The sequence below is a fragment of the Leifsonia sp. PS1209 genome, from assembly GCF_012317045.1.
In the GTDB taxonomy this organism is placed as follows: domain Bacteria; phylum Actinomycetota; class Actinomycetes; order Actinomycetales; family Microbacteriaceae; genus Leifsonia.
In genome coordinates this window covers 956,100-972,859 of sequence record NZ_CP051154.1, presented here as the reverse complement: position 1 = coordinate 972,859, position 16,760 = coordinate 956,100, and the positions used below count along the sequence as shown (strand labels likewise).

Genomic DNA, 16,760 nt, shown 5'->3' with positions numbered 1-16,760 from the left:
CCGCGTTCAGCGGAGGACTTCGATGATGGTGGCGTTGGCGGTGCCTCCGCCTTCGCACATGGTCTGCAGGCCATAACGGCCACCGGATGCTTCGAGTTCGCTCAGCAGGGTGGCCAGCAGCCGTGTGCCGGACGAGCCGAGCGCGTGCCCGAGCGCGATGGCGCCACCGTGCGGGTTCAGCTTCGCCGGATCGGTGTCGAACTCGCGCTGCCACAGCAACGGGATGGGCGCGAACGCCTCGTTCACCTCGTACGCGTCGATCTCGTCCAACCGCAGGCCGCTGCGGTCGAGCACCTTCCGCGTCGCAGGGAGCACGCCGGTGAGCATCAGCAGCGGGTCGCTCCCGGCCACCGCGAAGCTGTGGAAGCGCGCCCGCGGCCGCAGCCCGAGCCGCTCGGCGGCCTCAGCGCTCATGATGAGCGCCGCAGACGCCCCGTCGGTGAGCGGGGAGGAGTTGCCCGGCGTGATCCGCCAGTCCAGCTGCGGGAAGCGCTCGGCGAGGGCCTCGGTGCGGAACGACGGCTTCAGCGCGGCCAGCGCATCCGGTGTGGTGCCCGGCCGGATGGTTTCGTCGGCCATGACGCTGCCGCTGTCCGGCGTCGGCACGGGCACCAGCTCGCCGTCGAACGCTCCCGATGACGCGGCCGATGCGGCGAGCGCGTGCGAGCGGGCGGCGAAGTCGTCGAGCTCGGTGCGCGGGAACCCCCACTGCTCGGCGATCAGCTCGGCGGAGACACCCTGGTTGACCAGCCCGTCCGGGTAGCGGTGCGTCAGCAGCGCCCCTCCGATGGATGCGCCGCCCACGTTCGATCCCATCGGCGCGCGGCTCATAGACTCCACCCCGCACGCGATCACGATGTCGTACGCGCCCGCGATCACGCCCTGCGCCGCGAATGCCGCCGCCTGCTGGCTCGACCCGCACTGCCGGTCGATGGTGACGCCGGGGACGCTCTCCGGGAAGCCGGCGCTGAGCACGGCCGTCCTGGTGATGTTGCCGGCCTGCTCGCCCGCCTGGGTGACGCATCCGCCGATCACGTCGTCGACGAGCGCGGGGTCGAGCCCGTTGCGGTGCAGCAGTTCGACCAGCACCCCGGCGAGCAGGTCGGCCGGGTGGATGTCCGAGAGCGCCCCTCCCGGCTTGCCACGCCCGGAGGGGGTGCGGATCACGTCGACGATGACCGCTTCGGCTGCCATCTCAGGCTCCGAACGGGTCGGGGGTGAGCGTGTACTTCGTGGACAGGTATTCGCGGATGCCCTCCAGGCCGCCCTCGCGGCCGAGCCCGGACTGCTTCACCCCGCCGAACGGTGCTGCCGCGTTGGAGACGACGCCGACGTTGAGGCCCATCATCCCGGTCTGCAGCCGCTCGATCATCCGCTGTCCGCGCGCCAGGTCTTTCGTGAACACGTAGGAGACCAGCCCGAATTCGGTGTCGTTGGCGATCCGCACGGCCTCGTCTTCGTCGGCGAAGCGCACGATCGAGAGCACGGGCCCGAAGATCTCCTCGCGGAGGATGTCACTCCCCGCCGCAACGTCGGTGACCACGGTCGGCTCGAAGAACGTGCCGGTGCCCGGGATGCGCGACCCGCCCGCCAGCACGGTCGCGCCGCGGGAGACGGCATCCTGGAGGAGCGTCGCCGCCTTGTCGACCGCATCCTGATCGATCAGGGGGCCGATGGTGACGCCCTCCTCCGTTCCGCGGCCGACGCGCATCCCGCGCACCCGTTCGGCGACGCGTGCGGCGAACTCGTCGGCGACCGACTCGTGCACGATGAACCGGTTGGCCGCGGTGCACGCCTCCCCGATGTTGCGGAACTTGGCGAGCATGGCGCCCTCGACCGCCTTGTCGAGGTCTGCGTCCTCGAACACGACGAACGGTGCGTTTCCGCCGAGCTCCATCGAGGTGCGCAGCACGTTCTGCGCGGACTGCTTCAGGAGCGAACGCCCCACCTCCGTCGAGCCGGTGAACGACAGCTTCCGGAGGCGCGGATCGGCGATGATCGGTCCGGACACCTTCCCGGACGTGGAGGTGGTGATCACGTTCACCACGCCGGCCGGCAGCCCGGCGTCCTCCAGCAGCTTGGCGAAGTAGAGGGTGGTGAGCGGGGTGAGGGCGGCGGGCTTGACGACCACCGTGCATCCGGCCGCCAGGGCTGGCGCGATCTTGCGGGTGGCCATCGCCAGCGGGAAGTTCCACGGCGTGATCAGGAAGCACGGGCCGACGGGATGCTGCGAGACGATCATCCGGCCCGTCCCCTCCGGGCTGGTGGCGTAGCGACCGGCGATGCGCACGGCTTCCTCGCCGAACCAGCGCAGGAACTCGCCGCCGTACGTCACCTCGCCGTTGGCTTCGGCGAGGGGCTTGCCCATTTCGAGCGTCATCAGCAGGGCGAACTCGTCGCGGCGCTCCTGCAGCAGGTCGAACGCCCTGCGCAGGATCTCACCGCGCACCCGCGGCGCCGTGGCGGCCCAGTCGTCGGCAGCGGCGACGGCAGCATCCAGAGCGGCAGCACCGTCCGCCTCCGACGCGTCCGCGATGGTCTTGATGGGCTCCCCCGTCGCCGGGTCGAAGACGTCGATGCTGCGGCCCGACGTGCCGTCGACCCACGCACCGCCGATGTACAGCCGGTCGGGGACCTTCGCCAGCAGTTCCTGCTCGTTCATCTCTCTTCTCCCATGTCTTCTGCGCCTGCGCGCTCCTCCACTGCAGCGGCCACCAGCGGCACGGCGCGGTGGTCGATCTTCGTCGCCAGCGCGATCACCGTCGAGGTGCGCGTGATGCCCGGGTCGCTGACGATGCGGTCGATCACCCGTTGCAGGTCGGCGTTCGAGCGCGCGACGGCGCGGATCATCAGGTCGCCGGCGCCGGTGATCGTGTGCACCTCGAGCACCTCGGGGATCTCGCTCAGGTGCGAGACGACCGTCACGTCCCTGTCGCCCTGCGCGATCTCCGCCGTCACGAACGCCGTCACCGGATAGCCGAGCCGTTCACTGTCGATGGTCGGTGCGAAATCCTTGACGATGCCGGAGCGCTGCAAGCGGTCGAGTCTCGCCTGAACGGTGCCCCGCGCGACGCCGAGCCTGCGGGATGCCTCGAACACGCCGAGCCTCGGCTCAGCGGTGAGCAGCGCGATCAGCTCGGCGTCCAGCTTGTCGATCGGCATGCGGCCTCCTTCGGTCCTCGCACATCGTACGACTCGAAAGTGCGAACGCCTACACGCTGACGACGGCTCCCAGGAACGGCAGAGCAGCCTGCTTGAACGCTCGCGCGCTCAGCGACGTCACGTGGTTGCGACGGGGCAGTACGACCAGTTCGGCGCCGAGCGCGGCTGCCGCTTCCTCCCGCCCATCGGTCACCGGATCCACCTCGCCGACCACGAGCATCGTCGGCGCGCTGGACTGCAGCGGCAGTGGATGCGCGGCCATCCCGGACACGCACGCGGCGAGCGCAGCCGTGTCGACGCCCGGCGCCTGCCGCAGCGACGACAGCAACGGGGCGAGCGGAGACTCCGGAGGAACGGTGTCCGTGCCGTCGAGCAGGGCGGAGCGCACAGCATCCACCCCCCAGTGGGCGAACTGCTCGACCGTTCCGATGCCGCCGACGACCACCCGGTGGATGCGATCGGGCGCGAGCCCGACCAGCGCCAGCGTCACCCACGACCCCATCGAGTACCCGACGACGTCCACGCGGTCAAGACCCTCCGCATCCAGCACGGCGAGGAGGTCGCCGGCGAGAAGCTCCGGGGAGTACGCGGCCGGGTCGTGCGGCGCCGAGCTGGCGCCGTGGCCGCGCAGGTCGGGCACGATGGCGCCGCGGCCGGCCTCGGCGAGCGCGCGGACCCAGCCAGTCGCCTCCCAGGTGAGCGCTCCGGTGGTGGCGAAGCCGTGCACGAGGAGCACGGGGTCGTCGCCCGGGTGGCGGACGTATGCGATGCGCATCCCGTCGCCGGTGGTCGCGACGCCCTCGTGTCCGGAGTCGGTCATGTCAGTCCTCCGGCAGCTGGAGGCGCACCCGGCGCGCAGGCGCCTCGTCGACGGGCACGGTGCCGACGATCCCGGCGGTGTCGTCGTCGACGGTGAAGGTGATGAGCGACGCCCCGACCTCGAGCGTCTGTCCCTCCTCCGCGTGGAACCGCGCGACGGTCCCGGACTGCGGCGACGGCAGCTCGACGGCCGACTTCGTCGTCTCCACCTCGACGAGCGGCGCGTTCCGCTCGACGAAGTCCCCCTCGGCGACCAGCCATTCCAGCACGGTCGCCTCCTGCAGGCCCTCGCCGAGGTCTGGCAGGGCGAACGTGATCTCAGCCACGGCGATACTCCAACGTCTTCTGTACGGCTTCCAGGATGCGGTCGATGCTCGGCAGGTACTCGTCTTCGAGCACCGGGGACGGGTACGGCACATCCCACCCTGTCACGCGCTGCACGGGTGCGCGCAGGTCGCCGAAGCAGCGCTCGGTGATGAGCGTGCTCACCTCGGCGCCGAGTCCGGCGGTGAGCGGCGCCTCGTGCACGACGACGGCGCGCTTGGTCTTCGCGACGGACGCGGCGAGCCCGTCGGCGTCGATCGGCTTCAGCCAGCGCAGGTCGACCACCTCGATCTCCACGCCGTCCTCCGCGCCGAGCTCGGCGGCCTGCAGGCAGCGGGCGACCATCGCGCCCCAGGCGACCAGCGTGACGTGCTTGCCCTGCCTGACGACCCGGGATGCGCCCACCGGCAGCCGCTCGGACAGCTCGGCCTCGTCCACGGCGGCCTTGTGCCAGTACCGCGACTTGGGTTCGAGGAAGATCACGGGGTCCGGGTCGTCGATCGCCTGCCGGAGCAGCGTGTACGCCTCCGCCGGGGTCGACGGCGACACCACCTTGAGCCCAGGAACGTGCGCGAACAGCGCCTCCAGGCTCTCTCCGTGGTGCTCCGGCGCGCGGATGCCGCCGAAGCTGGGCAGCCGCAGCGTGATCGGCATCGTGAACGCCCCACGGCTGCGGTAGTGCATCCTGGCGACCTGGTTCACGATCTGGTCGATGGCCGGATAGGAGAACCCGTCGAACTGGATCTCCGGCACCGGACGCCATCCGGCCATCGCGAGGCCGACCGCCATGCCCATGATCCCCGACTCGGCAAGCGTGGTGTCGAACACGCGGTCGTCGCCGTACTTGGCGTTCAGCCCGTCCGTGACGCGGAACACTCCGCCGAGCGTGCCGACGTCCTCCCCGAACACGAGGGTGCGGTCGTCGGCGGCGAGGGCGTCGTCGAGCGCGCGGTTCAGCGCGCGCTGCATCGTGGTGACCTCGGCCGCTGCTGGTCGCTCACGCTCCCTGGTGATCTCAGCCATGTCGTGACTCCTCCCACGCGCGCTTCTGCCCGAGCAGCGCAGCAGGCGCTTCGGCGAACACGAAATCGAACATCTCCTCACCCGGCCGTCCGCCGAGCGCTGCGACGTCGGCGCGCACCCGCTCGGTGAGAGCGTTCGCGGTGTCGGACACCTCGGCGAAGAAGTCGTCGCCGACGGTCCCTGTGGCCCGCAGCCGCTCCTCGCACAGCGACAGCGGGTCGCGCGCGAGCCAGCTCTGCTCCTCGTCCAGGCTGCGGTAGCGCCCGGGGTCGTCGGAGGTCGAGTGCGGGCCGAGACGGTAGGTCATCGCCTCGATCACGGTCGGGCCGCCCCCGTCGCGGGCGCGGTCGAGGGCGTCGCGGGTCGCTTCGTACACGGCGACGACGTCGTTCCCGTCGATCCGCACCCCGGGCATCCCGTACCCGGCGGCGCGCGCGGCGACCGAGCCGCCCGCGACCTGCCTGCTGGTGGGGACCGAGATGGCCCAGCCGTTGTTCTGGCAGAAGAACACGACGGGCAGCTGCGAGACGCCTGCGGTGTTCATGGCCTCGTGGATGTCGCCCTGCGAGCTGGCGCCGTCGCCGAAGTACGCGATCGCGCATCCTCCGTTGCGGTCCAGCTTGGCGCCGAGCGCCCACCCGACGGCGTGCGTGACGGCTCCGCCGACGACGGCGTTGATCGGGGCGAGCCTGGCGGCGGCCGCATCCCACAACCCGCCGTGCCACGCACCCTGGTGCGAGGCGAGATAGGCGACGGGGTCGACCCCCATCGCCACGGCGACGCCCAGCTCCCGGTAGGTCGGGAAGGCGAAGTCGCGCGCCAGGTCGAGGGCGGCGGCGCTGCCCACCTGGGCGGCCTCCTGCCCGCGCATCGGCGCATAGCCGGGCACGATGCCCTGCCGCTGCATGGCGACACCATCGAGGTCGAGCCGCCGCACGGTCACCATCGTGCGATACAGCCGCCGGAGAAGCGCAGCATCGTCGCCACGCTCGCCAACGGCGCTCTCGGGAGTGGTCAGGGTCATGCCGCCATGCTCGCAGGGGTGGATGCGGTGGGCAACACGCTCAGCGTGCGCTGCTCATCCTGTCTATTCCGGATATGGATGCGTCGCCGACACTGCACAATGTGCACAGTCGGCCTCGGGCACGGCAGGCGGATTGCGCTACCGCCTACTCGGCGGTCGTCACCGCTTCCGCCCCGCGCTTCTCGTCGTGCGTGGTCTCCTTCCACAGCTTCGACGGCCACCAGATCGCGCGGCCGATGTCGTAGGAGACGGCGGGCACCAGCAGCGAGCGCACGATGACCGTGTCGAGCAGGACGCCGAAGGCGACGATGAAGGCGATCTGCGCCAGGAACAGGATCGGGATGACGCCGAGGGCCGCGAACGTCGCCGCCAGGACGACGCCGGCCGACGTGATGACGCTGCCCGTCACGCCGAGGCCGCGCAGGATGCCGGGGCGCGTCCCGATGCGGAGGGACTCCTCCCTCACCCGCGTCATCAGGAAGATGTTGTAGTCCACGCCGAGCGCCACCAGGAACACGAAGCCGAACAGCGGCACCGCGGCGTCCGCTCCGGGGAAGTGGAACAGGTGGTTGAACACCAGGGCCGAGACACCGAGCGCTGCCGCGTACGAGAGCACGACGCTCGCGATGAGCAGCACGGGGGCGAGGATCGAGCGGAGCAGCAGCATCAGGATCACCAGGATGACCGCGAGCACGATCGGGATGATCTTGATCAGGTCGCTCTGCGCAGTGTCGTTGGTGTCGAGCGCTATGGCGGTGACGCCGCCGACGAGCACCGTCGGGTCCGTCTTCGGCAGGGTCTCCCTCAGATCGCGGACCGTCTGCTCCGCCGCGGCGGAGTCCGCCTCCGACGAGAGGGTCGCGTTGATGAGCACGCGGCCGTCCTTCACGATCGGCTCCGGCGCCGAACCGGCCGGACCGGATGCGCCGCCGGCCGAGGCGGGCCGGGCGTTGCCGGTGTAGAGCGTGGCCGTCGCGATGCCGTCCGTGTTCTCGACGGCGGAGAGGACAGCATCCGCGTCGTCCTCCGCAGCCACGATGAGCACGGGGCTGCCGGAGCCGGCATCGAAGTGCTTCGCGAGGATCTTCTGCCCGTCTGCCGCGTCGGACTGGGTGAGCACGAGGTCGGTCTGCTGCACCCCGTTCGCCTTCAGCTGGGTGACGCCCGCAGCACACGCCGCGAGCAGCACGAGGGCGACGACCCAGGTCACCCTGGGGCGGCGGGCGATGAGGGTCCCGACCCTGCGCCAGAGTCCCGTGATGCCTTCGAGGCCCGCGATGCGCCGGCCATCGGCGTGCTTGTGCTCCGCCGGATGCTCGCCAACGAACTTCGGGCGGAACGGCCAGAACGAGACCCTGCCGAACACGACGAGCAGCATCGGGAGCAGGGTGAGGGCGGACAGCAGCGAGAACACGATGCCGATGGCGGCGATGGGGCCGAGGCTCTTGTTGGAGTTGAGGTCGGAGAAGAGCAGGCACAGCAAGGCTAGGATCACGGTCGCACCGGAAGCGGCGATCGGCTCCCACGCCGCACGCCAGGCCCGCCCGATGGCCGCCCAGCGCGACTCGACGTGTTCCAGGGACTCCCGGTAGCGGGCGACCAGCAGCAGCGAATAGTCCGTGGCGGCGCCGATCACCAGGATCGACAGGATGCCCTGGCTCTGCCCGCTGAGCTTGATCCAGCCCCACAGCGCGAACAGGTAGACCACCAGGATCGCGGCGCACAGGGCGAAGATCGACGTGAACAACACGAGAAACGGCAGCACGAGCGACCGGTAGACCAGCAGCAGGATGAGGAACACGGCGCCGACGGCCACCAGCAGCAGGATGCCGTCGATGCCGCCGAACGCGTTGACCAGGTCGGCGGTGAGCCCAGCGGGTCCGGTCACCCAGCCCTGGGTGCCGTCCGGCAGGTTGTCGGCGACCACGGTGCGCAGGTCGGCCACCACGGTCTTGACGTGGTCGGAGTCCGCGATCGGAACGATGAACTCGACCGCTTTGCCGTCCTCGGACGGGATCGGCCCCGCGACGCTGGTCTCCGCATCGCCTTCCGGCTTCTGCACGCCGTCGACCTGACCGAGCTTGACGCCGAGACTCGCGAACTCCGCCAGGTCCGACTTCGGGATGCTCGTGTCCGACTGCACGACGACGATCGCCGGGATCGCGTTCGAGTCCGTGAACTTCTTCTGCCACTCCTGCACTTCGGTCGACTCCGCACTGGCGGGGAGGAAGGCGGCCTGGCCGTTCTCGGAGACGGAGGAGAGCTTGCCGAAGGTGGGTCCGCCGACGCCCGCGGCGATGAACCAGATGACGATGACGACGGCGGGCAGCACGATGCGCAGCCAGCGTGCCGGATTCCAGTCGGATCGGGTCTTCATCAGTGCGCCTCCGCATTAGCTAGCCAAGTTAGTAATCAGCTTAGCGCGCATAATGCGGGGGTGCTACCCCGCATCCCGGCTATCACCCCGCGGTGACGAGCTCCGCTCCCGCGTGGGCCAGCTCCGCCAGCGCCGCCTCCGACGATGCGGGCGCCACCCCCGCCACCAGATCGGTGAGCACGCGGACGCGCTGACCCTGGCTCAGCGCATCCAGTGCAGACGCCCGCACGCAGTAGTCGGTCGCGATGCCGACGACGTCGATCTGGTCGATGCCGTGCTCGTCGAGCAGGTTGTGCACGCTCGACCCCGCCTCGGTGTGCCCCTCGAAGATCGAGTACGCCGGGACGCCCTGGCCCTTCCGGATGTGGAACGTCACCGCAGAGGTGTCGAGCGCCGGGTGGTATTCGGCGCCCGTCGTGCCCGCCACGCAGTGCTGCGGCCAGGTGACGACGAAGTCCGGGGACGCCTCCGTCGCGAAGTGCCCGCCGTTGTCGTTGTCGGCGTCGTGCCAGTCGCGGCTGGCGAAGATCTCCGCATACTCGGAGGCGTGCTCGGCGAGGTAGCGGGTGATCCCCGCGGCCACCGCAGCGCCGCCGTCGACGCCCAGGGCGCCGCCCTCCGTGAAGTCGTTCTGCACGTCGATGATGAACAGAGCCTTGCCCATGATGGCCTCCGTCACTGGTTGGAGAGGTTGCCGCCGCACTTGTAGAAGCCGGTGACGAGCGTGTCGATCGCCTGCTTGGCATTGTCTCCCACATTGCCGAGTGCGAACACCGCGAACGTGAGCGGGGTGCCGTCCGCCGCGTTGATGATCCCGGACAGCGTGTACCCGTTGTCGATCCACCCGGTCTTGGCGAGCACGGCTCCCCTGGCGACCGAGTTCGCTCCGGTGAACCTGCTGTATCCCGGCCCGAGCGTGCCGGACTGCCCGGCGACCGGCAGGCCGTCGTAGACGACGCCGAGCCCGTTCTGCTTGTTGAGCACCTTGATGAACAGCTGCGTCAGGTACGACGGCGGCACGGCGTTGTCCGCGCTGAGCCCCGACCCGTCGGCGATGTGGATGCCCGTGGTGTCGATCCCGTACGGCTTCAGCGCGGCGAGCACCCCGGCGTTCTCGGCATCGAACGTGTTGCCAGCGCCCGTCTTGATCGCGACGAGCCTGGCCAGCTCCTCCATGATCGTGTTGTCGGAGACGCGCATCGCCTGGTCGATCAGCGTGGTCACCGGCTGCGACTGCACGGCCGCGAGCTGCGGGGCCCCCGCCGGGGCTGTCCCTGCGCTGACCGGGACGTTCGTGCCGAGGTACTGCTGGAAGTACTGCACGGCGCGGGCGACGGGGTCGGTGCTGCGCGGGGACTCGACGGCGGTGGGGTCGTCCCTGTCGCCGTCCACCTGCAGCGCCGTGATGTACGAGGTCGAGCCTTCGACGACGCGCTCCTCGCGCTCGTCCCAGCTCGGCTGCCAGACCGGGCCGCCGAACAGCGACGTGTCCGTGACGATCGAGGTGATGGGCTGGCCGCCCATCGCCTGGTTGACCTGGATCGCGAGATCCTGGATCTTCGGGGCGCCGGTGTAGAACGACGCCTGCCCGTCCGGCAGCCGGGAGAGCGTGACGTCTCCCCCGCCGACGATGACGATCTGGCCGGGCGCGCTTCCCTTGACCACGGTGGTCGCCACCCGATAGTCGGGGCCGAGCACCTGCAGAGCGGCAGCGGAGGTGAGCGTCTTCAGCACGCTCGCGGTGGGTCCCGGCTTTCCGCCGTTCCTGTCGAAGACGACCTCGCCGGTGCGCGCATCCACCACCTGGGCTTCGAGGTTGCCGAGCCTGCCGTCCTGCGACAGCCCGGCGACGGAGCAGGTGCGCACGCGGCTCGCCGCCGGCTGGTTGGCGGGGACGGGACGCACAGGGTCGGCGCTCTTGGTCGGGGTGGGCGTGGGAGTCGGGGTCGCGCTGTGGGTCGGGACGGCGGCCGCCTCTGCGGGCGAGCCGACGGTAGCCCCGAGGGCCACCGATCCTGCGCCGAGGATGACGAACGCAGCGGATGCCCCGGCGATGATCCACGCCTTCGGGTGGTTCCTGATCGCAGCGAGCACGCCGCCGAAGGCGGCGGCCGCACCGGCGCCGACGCCTGCGCCCGACCCTGCGCGCTCCTCCGAGCGCCTGGCCGCACGGGTCGACGCGGTGGCGGGATCGCTCGGCGATGCCGAGTCCGCTGGGGGAACGATGGTGGCGGGGGTGTCGGCCGATTCCGGCTCAGAGCCGTCCGGCATGCCAATATCGGGCTGGTCCGATTCGCGCATCCGGGTATATTACCTGCGTTTACTGGGAGAGCGAATCCGGATCGGGTAGTGACTGCGTTCACCAACGTCACTCTGCGACGGAGGGGTTATCCCTTCCCACCAACCTCTGGATCCCTATCCGCAGTAGCCAACCAGCCCCTGCTGAAAGCAAGAAGTCGGTCGGTGCCCCATCGACCCGTGACATTCCAACCAAGATGAGCGCGCAGGGGTAGAGAGCAACCTGGCTTTCAACCAGGACTCGCGCACCGATTTGCTTAACCATGAACGTGCACGCATACGCGACTTCAGGAACGATAAAGCCGACGACGAGGAACCACATGTCACCGACCCCGGCAGCAGCCGAGGCGATCGACGCCAGCAAGACGATCCCGAGGGCGTCACGGCGCGTTGACGCGGCCCGGGAGACCGCTTCCCGTTGCAGTTCGAAGAGCCTCACCCAAACGACCGCTGAACGGGTCATTCGCCCGTGGTCTTACTCGTGCGGTCCGGACAGTCCGATGCGCCGCATTCCCGCTCGTTTGACATACACTTCTTCCGGTCCGGGGCGCAAATCAACACCATGGGCTAAGCGTTGCAATTTATCATATTTGTTGAGTTATCTCACGTCAAGAATTGATATTACCCCAGTCTCTCGTCGGGTGGCCACCATTACCGTCGTCAGGCCACGAAGTCCACAGCCCCGCGGGGTGGGTTGCCACTGCCGTACGCCGAGACATGATGGAACACGACGCGTCAGATGAGGCGCACCAGCCCCCCATACGGCGCTATTTACCACGAACTAGGCCGACACATCCCGGATGGGCTTGTCCAGCGTTGACTGCACGCGCCGTCTCGCGGCCGGCCACGCCAGGATCGCCCGCCCGACCCGCTGCGACAGCAGCATCGACGGCCGCTCGACCACCCGGTAGAACCCCTCCGCCGCCAGCAGGATCACCGGCAGCAGCGCCAGCGCGACGAACAGCCAGGGCAGCCATGCGTCCGCCCTGGTGACCAGCGCGGCAGCCACCAGGATCGGCTCGTGGATGAGGTACACACTGAACGAGCGCGTGCCCGCCCACTGCACCGGCCGGGTCTCCAGCACCCGCCTTGCCGGGGCTTCGAGCGCGATGAAGACCACCCCGGCCACCCCGATCAGGCTCACAGCGGCGAGCGCCGCGGACACCGGCGTGTACACCGCGCCCGTCGGCACGAGGCTCGGGGAGATCATCAGCAGCAGCGCTCCCGCGATCACCGGCCACCAGCTCCGGATGCGCGTGGCCAGCCGCGTGATCGTCTCCCGCCGCGAGGCGACGATCATCCCGATCCCGAACACCGGCAGGTACTGCAGCATCCCTCCGGTCAGCCACGACAGCGGGAGCGCGTCGAGCACGGCCGGGAAGCGCGAGACGGCGGACAGGGCGATGAGCAATGCGATGCCGCCCAGCCACCAGTCGTGCACGCGGGCGACCTTCAGCAGCACGAACATCACGGGGAGCAGCAGCGAGAACCACACTTCCCAGGTCAGCGACCACAGCGGGCTGTCGAGGTTGGAGGTGCCGAGCACCAGCACCAGGTCGTGCCACACCGCCGAGAAGGTCGGAGGGAGGTGGGTGGCCAGCCAGCTGCTCCCCACCGATGGGTCGCGCGGCACGGCCACGGCCAACAGCAGCGCGAACGCCACGGCACCCCACACCGGGACGTACAGCCTCAGGATGCGCCTGCCGTAGTACGCCAGGATGCGCCTCGGACTCTGCCGGTGCGTCAGCAGCGGAAGAGTGAGCACGAAACCGGAGAGCACGAAGAAGATCAGCACGGCCTCGTGCCCGGGCATGACCAGTCGTAACGGCGTGCGGAACAGCCACCATTCCGGGGTCAGCGGCGTCGCATCCGACTTCTCGATGTAGAGCACGGAGACCGCCGGCACCACGAGCAGTGCGTGATAGAGCACCACAGACAGGGCGGCGACCCCGCGGAGGCCATCGAGGGAGCGGTACCGATGACCGGTCGCCGCCGGTGCCGCCCCGTGCGCGGCTTCGGGCGCCCCCTCGCCCGGAGCCGACGTCACGGAACGACCGCCACAGCGTAGTTGTCGAACCGGGTGGTCACCGGGGTGAGCGTCGCCGCCGCCGACACGTACACGCGCAGGCCGACGGCGCCGTTCGCCTGGAGGGCGGCGGTCGCGTCCGTCACGCTCGCCTGCCAGGCGGCGGGCTCGGCCTGGATGGCCGGCCAGAGCTTCGCACGCACGGTGGTCGGCGACGTGCCGAACACCTGGACGCGCAGCGAGAGCTGCTGGCCCGCCGAGTATGTCAGCCCGGAGACCGGCACGGCCTGCAGGGTGTTGCCGCTCTGCAGCAGCTGCACCTGCACGGCCCCGCTCGAGCTGATCCAAGCGCGGCCCTCGTAGCCGACGGAACCGACCTGGCGTCCGATGGCGGAGACGAAGATCCCGCCACCCGACGACGCGACATCGGTGGTGAAGGTCACCGTCGTGTCCGTCCTGTTCGACGACACCGCGTTCAGCGTCTCCGTCTTGGTGTTCCCGGCCGGCACGATCATCTGCCCGGTCCCGGAGGCGACGGTGTACGCGGAGGTGACCCCCGCGCCCGTCCAGGCGCCGCCGACATCCGCGGTGCCCCAGCCGCTCGCGACCGACCGTTCGAACGCATCCCGTGCCACCGTGCTGCCGGTTGCCGCCGTGACCGTCACCGACTTGGAGGTGCTGGCCTGGCCGCCCCTGTTGTCCGTCACCGTGAGGGCGACCGTGTACGTGCCGGCGGCAGCGTAGGTGTGGCCTGCCGTGGCGCCCGTCGCCGTGCCTCCGTCGCCGAACGTCCACGCGTACGAGGCGATGGAGCCATCCGGATCACTGGATGCGCTGCCGTCGACGGACACGGACAGCCCGTTCGGCGTCACCACGAACGACGCGACCGGGTTCTGGTTCGCTCCTCCGCCCGCGATGGTCACCGTGTTGCCCGTGCGGTTGATCTGGTTGCCGTCCGGATCCGTCACATAGAGGCGATAGGTGTGCTGGCTGCCCCCGGCGAGCCCACTGTCGGTGAAGCCCATCGCCGGACGGTTCCAGAACGTCGACAGCTGGTTGGTCTGGTAGACGGGGCTGGCGGTGTTGCCGTCGCGGACGAGCTTGTAGTTCAGGTTGGTGTTGTCCTGGTCGTACGTCGATGTCCAGGTGATCCTGGCCTGCCCTGCGGCGGGCGAGGTGGCGTTCGGCGTGGCGGCGGTGTTGTTGTTCGGCCCGACCTTGCTGCGCACGACGCTGTCGAACGCGTACCGGGTGAGCCCATACTGGGCGACACCGTTGACGAACGGGAATTCACCACCGACCGCGAGGTACTGACTGTTGCCCGCCAGGCTCCACGCGGCCTGCCCCTGGCCGGTGTACGAACCGGTCACGTAGTCGGGGAACCAGTTCAGCAGCGTCGGCGACGGCTGGCCGCTGAAGTTGAAGTAGCTGCGGTTGCCGTCGTTCGTGAGCGTGCCCGTCCTCGCCTTCGAGAACGCGATGGAGTGGTGGAAGGTGCGCGGGTTGGTCTCCGGGTATCCGCCGACGTTCCGGCAGTCGTGCGGATGGCCGACGGCGTAGAGCGCGTCACCGAGCGGGTAGACCGAGTACGTGTCGCCGTGGCAATCCTCCAGCCAGATGAGGGCTCCCGAGTTCGCGTCGGCCGCGAAACTGCCCTCCAGATTGCCGCCGGAACCGAACACGTACCCGGCGCCGTAGATGCGGTCGGCTGTCGCGACCAGGGTGGTGATCCCGGCCTGCGTTCCCGCATCCCTGACCACGCTGTTGGCGGGGAAGGGCAGGGCGGTCCCTGTCGTCCCCGTGAGCATGGCCAGGCCGTAGTGGGCGCTGCCGTTCACGTTCTTGAAGCGGCCGCCCGCATACACTTTGCTGCCGTCCGGGCTGACGGCCAGCGCATCCACGACGTAGTCGGCGCTCGCGGTCCAGCCGGTCATCAACGAGCCGTTGGATGCGTCGATCTTGGCAATGTAGCCCCGGCTCGTGCCGTTCACGCTCGAGAACGTGCCTCCCGCGTAGACCGCCGTGTTGGTCGCAGCGAGCGCGCGGACCTGGCTCTCCATGATCGGCCGGAACGAGCTGACGATCTGTCCGGTCGCCGTGCTGATCGCCACGATGCGGTAGTAGTTGCCCCCACCCGCCGTGGTGAAGTCGCCACCGACGTACACGCGGCTCCCGTCCGGTGTTGCCGCGACAGCCAGCGCCTGCGCGTTCAGCGGCACGTTGAAGGAGGTGATGAGCGCGCCGGTGGTGATGTTGTACGCGAGCAGGTTGCTTCGCGGAGTCGTGTTCGACCCGGCCGGCGACCCTGCGGGGCGCGCGGTGCTGAACTTGCCGGCGACGTAGACGGTGTTCCCGACGACGGTCTGCGCCCAGGCGACGCCGTCGATCTGCGTCGTCGGCAGCGCATCCGCCCCGACGGTCGGCGGCGTGGCCGGATTGGTCGGGTCGGGAGGCATGGTGTCCGCGTTGGCCGGGCCGGCGATCACCAGCCCTCCGAAGACGAGACCGATCGCCGTCACGACGGACGCGGCGATACCGAGACCTCGGGACCTGGACGTGCGGAAAATGCTCATGACAACCTCGGGCAGGCTTGTCGTCTCGCGCTGCGGGCAGTGCGGGATGTGCCCGGCGGCTCGGCGAAGCGGCGGGCAGATGTGAAGTTTCGGGTTCGCGCTTCGGCGTCGCTCTCGTCGAGCACCGCACCGGCCACGAGTTCGGCGGGCTCTCGGCCTCACCAAACCTGAATGTTTCTCAACTTCCGACCAGAGTACGCCTCAGACAGCCCGGTTGACCCCGTGCTGGCACGGATTTCTGGTGCGAGGCAAAAGAAGAAGCCCCGTCCTGCGGGACGGGGCTGGTGGAGCCGCCCAAGGGAATCGAACCCTTGACCTTCTCATTACGAGTGAGATGCTCTGCCGACTGAGCTAGGGCGGCGTGGGTCTCGCCCGGGGGCGTAACGCACAGTCAGATAGCTTACCCGATGTTGGAGGGTGCCACTGACCATCTGAGATTGCGGCTCAGCGCACCTGGGTGCCGAGCGCCTGCAGCTGCGCGAACGAGCTGCGGAGGCGGTCGGCCAGCGGCTCGACGCCTCCGTGGTCCGCCCAGCACGACCAGGCGTGGCGCATCCCGGCGAAGGAGACGTACGTGACGAGCCTGGCGCGCTGGTGCAGCGCTTCGTGCTCGTCAGCGAGCTCGGGATCGTCGTGGGCGAGGCGGCGCTGCACGATGGCGCTGAGAGCGTCTTCGAATTGGTGCATGCTCGCCATGCGCTGGGCGAAGAGCTCCGGGTTGTCTTTGAGGAGGGCCCTGCGGAGCGCGTGGAGCTCGTGAACGCTCCTGGTGGCGTCCGCCGGCTCTGCTCCCCCTGGATCGCCGTCGGTGAGTTCGATCGTGTCGATCGCCGCGATCAGGAGTTCGCTGATGCCGTCGAGGATGGGCTCGTCCGGCCCGGCGTCGATGAAGCGTTCGATGCGCTCCTCATCCGGCAGCTCGGGGAGCTCGCCGATGATGGCGGACTCCTTCGACGGGAAGTAGTTGAAGAACGTCCGTGGAGACACGTTCGCCGCGTGGCTGATCTCGTCGATGGTCACCCGGTCGAAACCGCGCTCGCTGGCGAGTTCGAGGGCGGCCAGCTGGATCGCGCGCCTGGTCGCCAGGCGCTTCCGCTCGCGGAGTCCGAGTTCCTCCTGCACCATGCTCATGGG

Annotated in this window: 13 protein-coding genes and 1 tRNA gene; all 14 read right to left on the bottom strand. The window is 69.5% G+C overall.

Translation table 11 applies throughout. The features are described 5' to 3' along the window. Positions 1-6: 6 nt before the first annotated feature. A complete protein-coding gene (locus tag HF024_RS04710) occupies positions 7-1,194 on the bottom strand; it encodes a thiolase family protein (protein WP_168688820.1) in 1,188 nt (395 codons plus the stop codon). Between the two features lies 1 nt (position 1,195). Then, positions 1,196-2,662 carry an NAD-dependent succinate-semialdehyde dehydrogenase gene (locus HF024_RS04705; protein ID WP_168688819.1) on the bottom strand — a complete coding sequence of 489 codons (1,467 nt, stop codon included), beginning with the start codon at positions 2,660-2,662 and terminating at the stop codon, positions 1,196-1,198. After that, a complete protein-coding gene (locus HF024_RS04700; RefSeq protein WP_085369209.1) occupies positions 2,659-3,162 on the bottom strand; it encodes an Lrp/AsnC family transcriptional regulator in 504 nt (167 codons plus the stop codon). Before HF024_RS04700 ends, HF024_RS04705 begins: the two co-directional genes overlap by 4 nt. A 49-nt stretch (positions 3,163-3,211) precedes the next feature. After that, positions 3,212-3,982: an alpha/beta fold hydrolase gene (locus HF024_RS04695; RefSeq protein WP_247597306.1), complete on the bottom strand. Its 771-nt coding sequence runs from the start codon at positions 3,980-3,982 to the stop codon at positions 3,212-3,214. 1 nt (position 3,983) lies between these two features. Further along, entirely contained in the window at positions 3,984-4,307 is a 324-nt protein-coding gene (locus HF024_RS04690; protein ID WP_085369210.1) for a biotin/lipoyl-containing protein, read from the bottom strand. Next, positions 4,300-5,328, bottom strand: a complete 1,029-nt coding sequence (locus HF024_RS04685) for an alpha-ketoacid dehydrogenase subunit beta (RefSeq protein WP_168688818.1) — start codon at positions 5,326-5,328, stop codon at positions 4,300-4,302. Before HF024_RS04685 ends, HF024_RS04690 begins: the two co-directional genes overlap by 8 nt. Then, complete coding sequence (locus HF024_RS04680) at positions 5,321-6,352, bottom strand: thiamine pyrophosphate-dependent enzyme (RefSeq protein ID WP_168688817.1); 1,032 nt, start codon at positions 6,350-6,352, stop codon at positions 5,321-5,323. The genes HF024_RS04685 and HF024_RS04680 overlap by 8 nt, the downstream gene beginning before the upstream one ends. A gap of 145 nt (positions 6,353-6,497) precedes the next feature. After that, positions 6,498-8,729, bottom strand: coding sequence for an MMPL family transporter (locus HF024_RS04675; RefSeq protein WP_168688816.1), 2,232 nt, complete (start codon positions 8,727-8,729; stop codon positions 6,498-6,500). 82 nt (positions 8,730-8,811) lie between these two features. Beyond that, positions 8,812-9,393: an isochorismatase family protein gene (locus HF024_RS04670; RefSeq protein WP_168688815.1), complete on the bottom strand. Its 582-nt coding sequence runs from the start codon at positions 9,391-9,393 to the stop codon at positions 8,812-8,814. Positions 9,394-9,404: 11 nt separating this feature from the next. Beyond that, entirely contained in the window at positions 9,405-11,030 is a 1,626-nt protein-coding gene (locus HF024_RS04665) for a D-alanyl-D-alanine carboxypeptidase (RefSeq protein ID WP_085369215.1), read from the bottom strand. A 778-nt stretch (positions 11,031-11,808) separates the two neighbouring features. Continuing rightward, entirely contained in the window at positions 11,809-13,074 is a 1,266-nt protein-coding gene (locus HF024_RS04660) for an acyltransferase (protein WP_085369217.1), read from the bottom strand. Then, the gene (locus HF024_RS04655; RefSeq protein WP_168688814.1) at positions 13,071-15,626 is read right to left on the bottom strand and encodes a PKD domain-containing protein; all 2,556 of its coding nucleotides are present in this window, start codon (positions 15,624-15,626) and stop codon (positions 13,071-13,073) included. Before HF024_RS04655 ends, HF024_RS04660 begins: the two co-directional genes overlap by 4 nt. Positions 15,627-15,911: 285 nt before the next feature. Next, positions 15,912-15,987: transfer RNA gene (locus HF024_RS04650), tRNA-Thr, on the bottom strand. An 83-nt stretch (positions 15,988-16,070) separates the two neighbouring features. After that, positions 16,071-16,757 (bottom strand): TetR family transcriptional regulator, encoded by a 687-nt coding sequence (locus HF024_RS04645; protein WP_168688813.1) that lies wholly within the window; start codon positions 16,755-16,757, stop codon positions 16,071-16,073. Positions 16,758-16,760: the final 3 nt, after the last annotated feature.

Excerpts from the sequence above, each read along its gene's own strand:
- HF024_RS04710 (WP_168688820.1), bottom strand. The coding sequence starts at position 1,194 with ATGGCAGCCGAAGCGGTCATCGTCGACGTGATCCGCACCCCCTCCGGG.
- HF024_RS04705 (WP_168688819.1), bottom strand. The coding sequence starts at position 2,662 with ATGAACGAGCAGGAACTGCTGGCGAAGGTCCCCGACCGGCTGTACATC.
- HF024_RS04700 (WP_085369209.1), bottom strand. The coding sequence starts at position 3,162 with ATGCCGATCGACAAGCTGGACGCCGAGCTGATCGCGCTGCTCACCGCT.
- HF024_RS04695 (WP_247597306.1), bottom strand. The coding sequence starts at position 3,982 with ATGACCGACTCCGGACACGAGGGCGTCGCGACCACCGGCGACGGGATG.
- HF024_RS04685 (WP_168688818.1), bottom strand. The coding sequence starts at position 5,328 with ATGGCTGAGATCACCAGGGAGCGTGAGCGACCAGCAGCGGCCGAGGTC.
- HF024_RS04680 (WP_168688817.1), bottom strand. The coding sequence starts at position 6,352 with ATGACCCTGACCACTCCCGAGAGCGCCGTTGGCGAGCGTGGCGACGAT.
- HF024_RS04675 (WP_168688816.1), bottom strand. The coding sequence starts at position 8,729 with ATGAAGACCCGATCCGACTGGAATCCGGCACGCTGGCTGCGCATCGTG.
- HF024_RS04670 (WP_168688815.1), bottom strand. The coding sequence starts at position 9,393 with ATGGGCAAGGCTCTGTTCATCATCGACGTGCAGAACGACTTCACGGAG.
- HF024_RS04665 (WP_085369215.1), bottom strand. The coding sequence starts at position 11,030 with ATGCGCGAATCGGACCAGCCCGATATTGGCATGCCGGACGGCTCTGAG.
- HF024_RS04655 (WP_168688814.1), bottom strand. The coding sequence starts at position 15,626 with ATGAGCATTTTCCGCACGTCCAGGTCCCGAGGTCTCGGTATCGCCGCG.
- HF024_RS04645 (WP_168688813.1), bottom strand. The coding sequence starts at position 16,757 with ATGAGCATGGTGCAGGAGGAACTCGGACTCCGCGAGCGGAAGCGCCTG.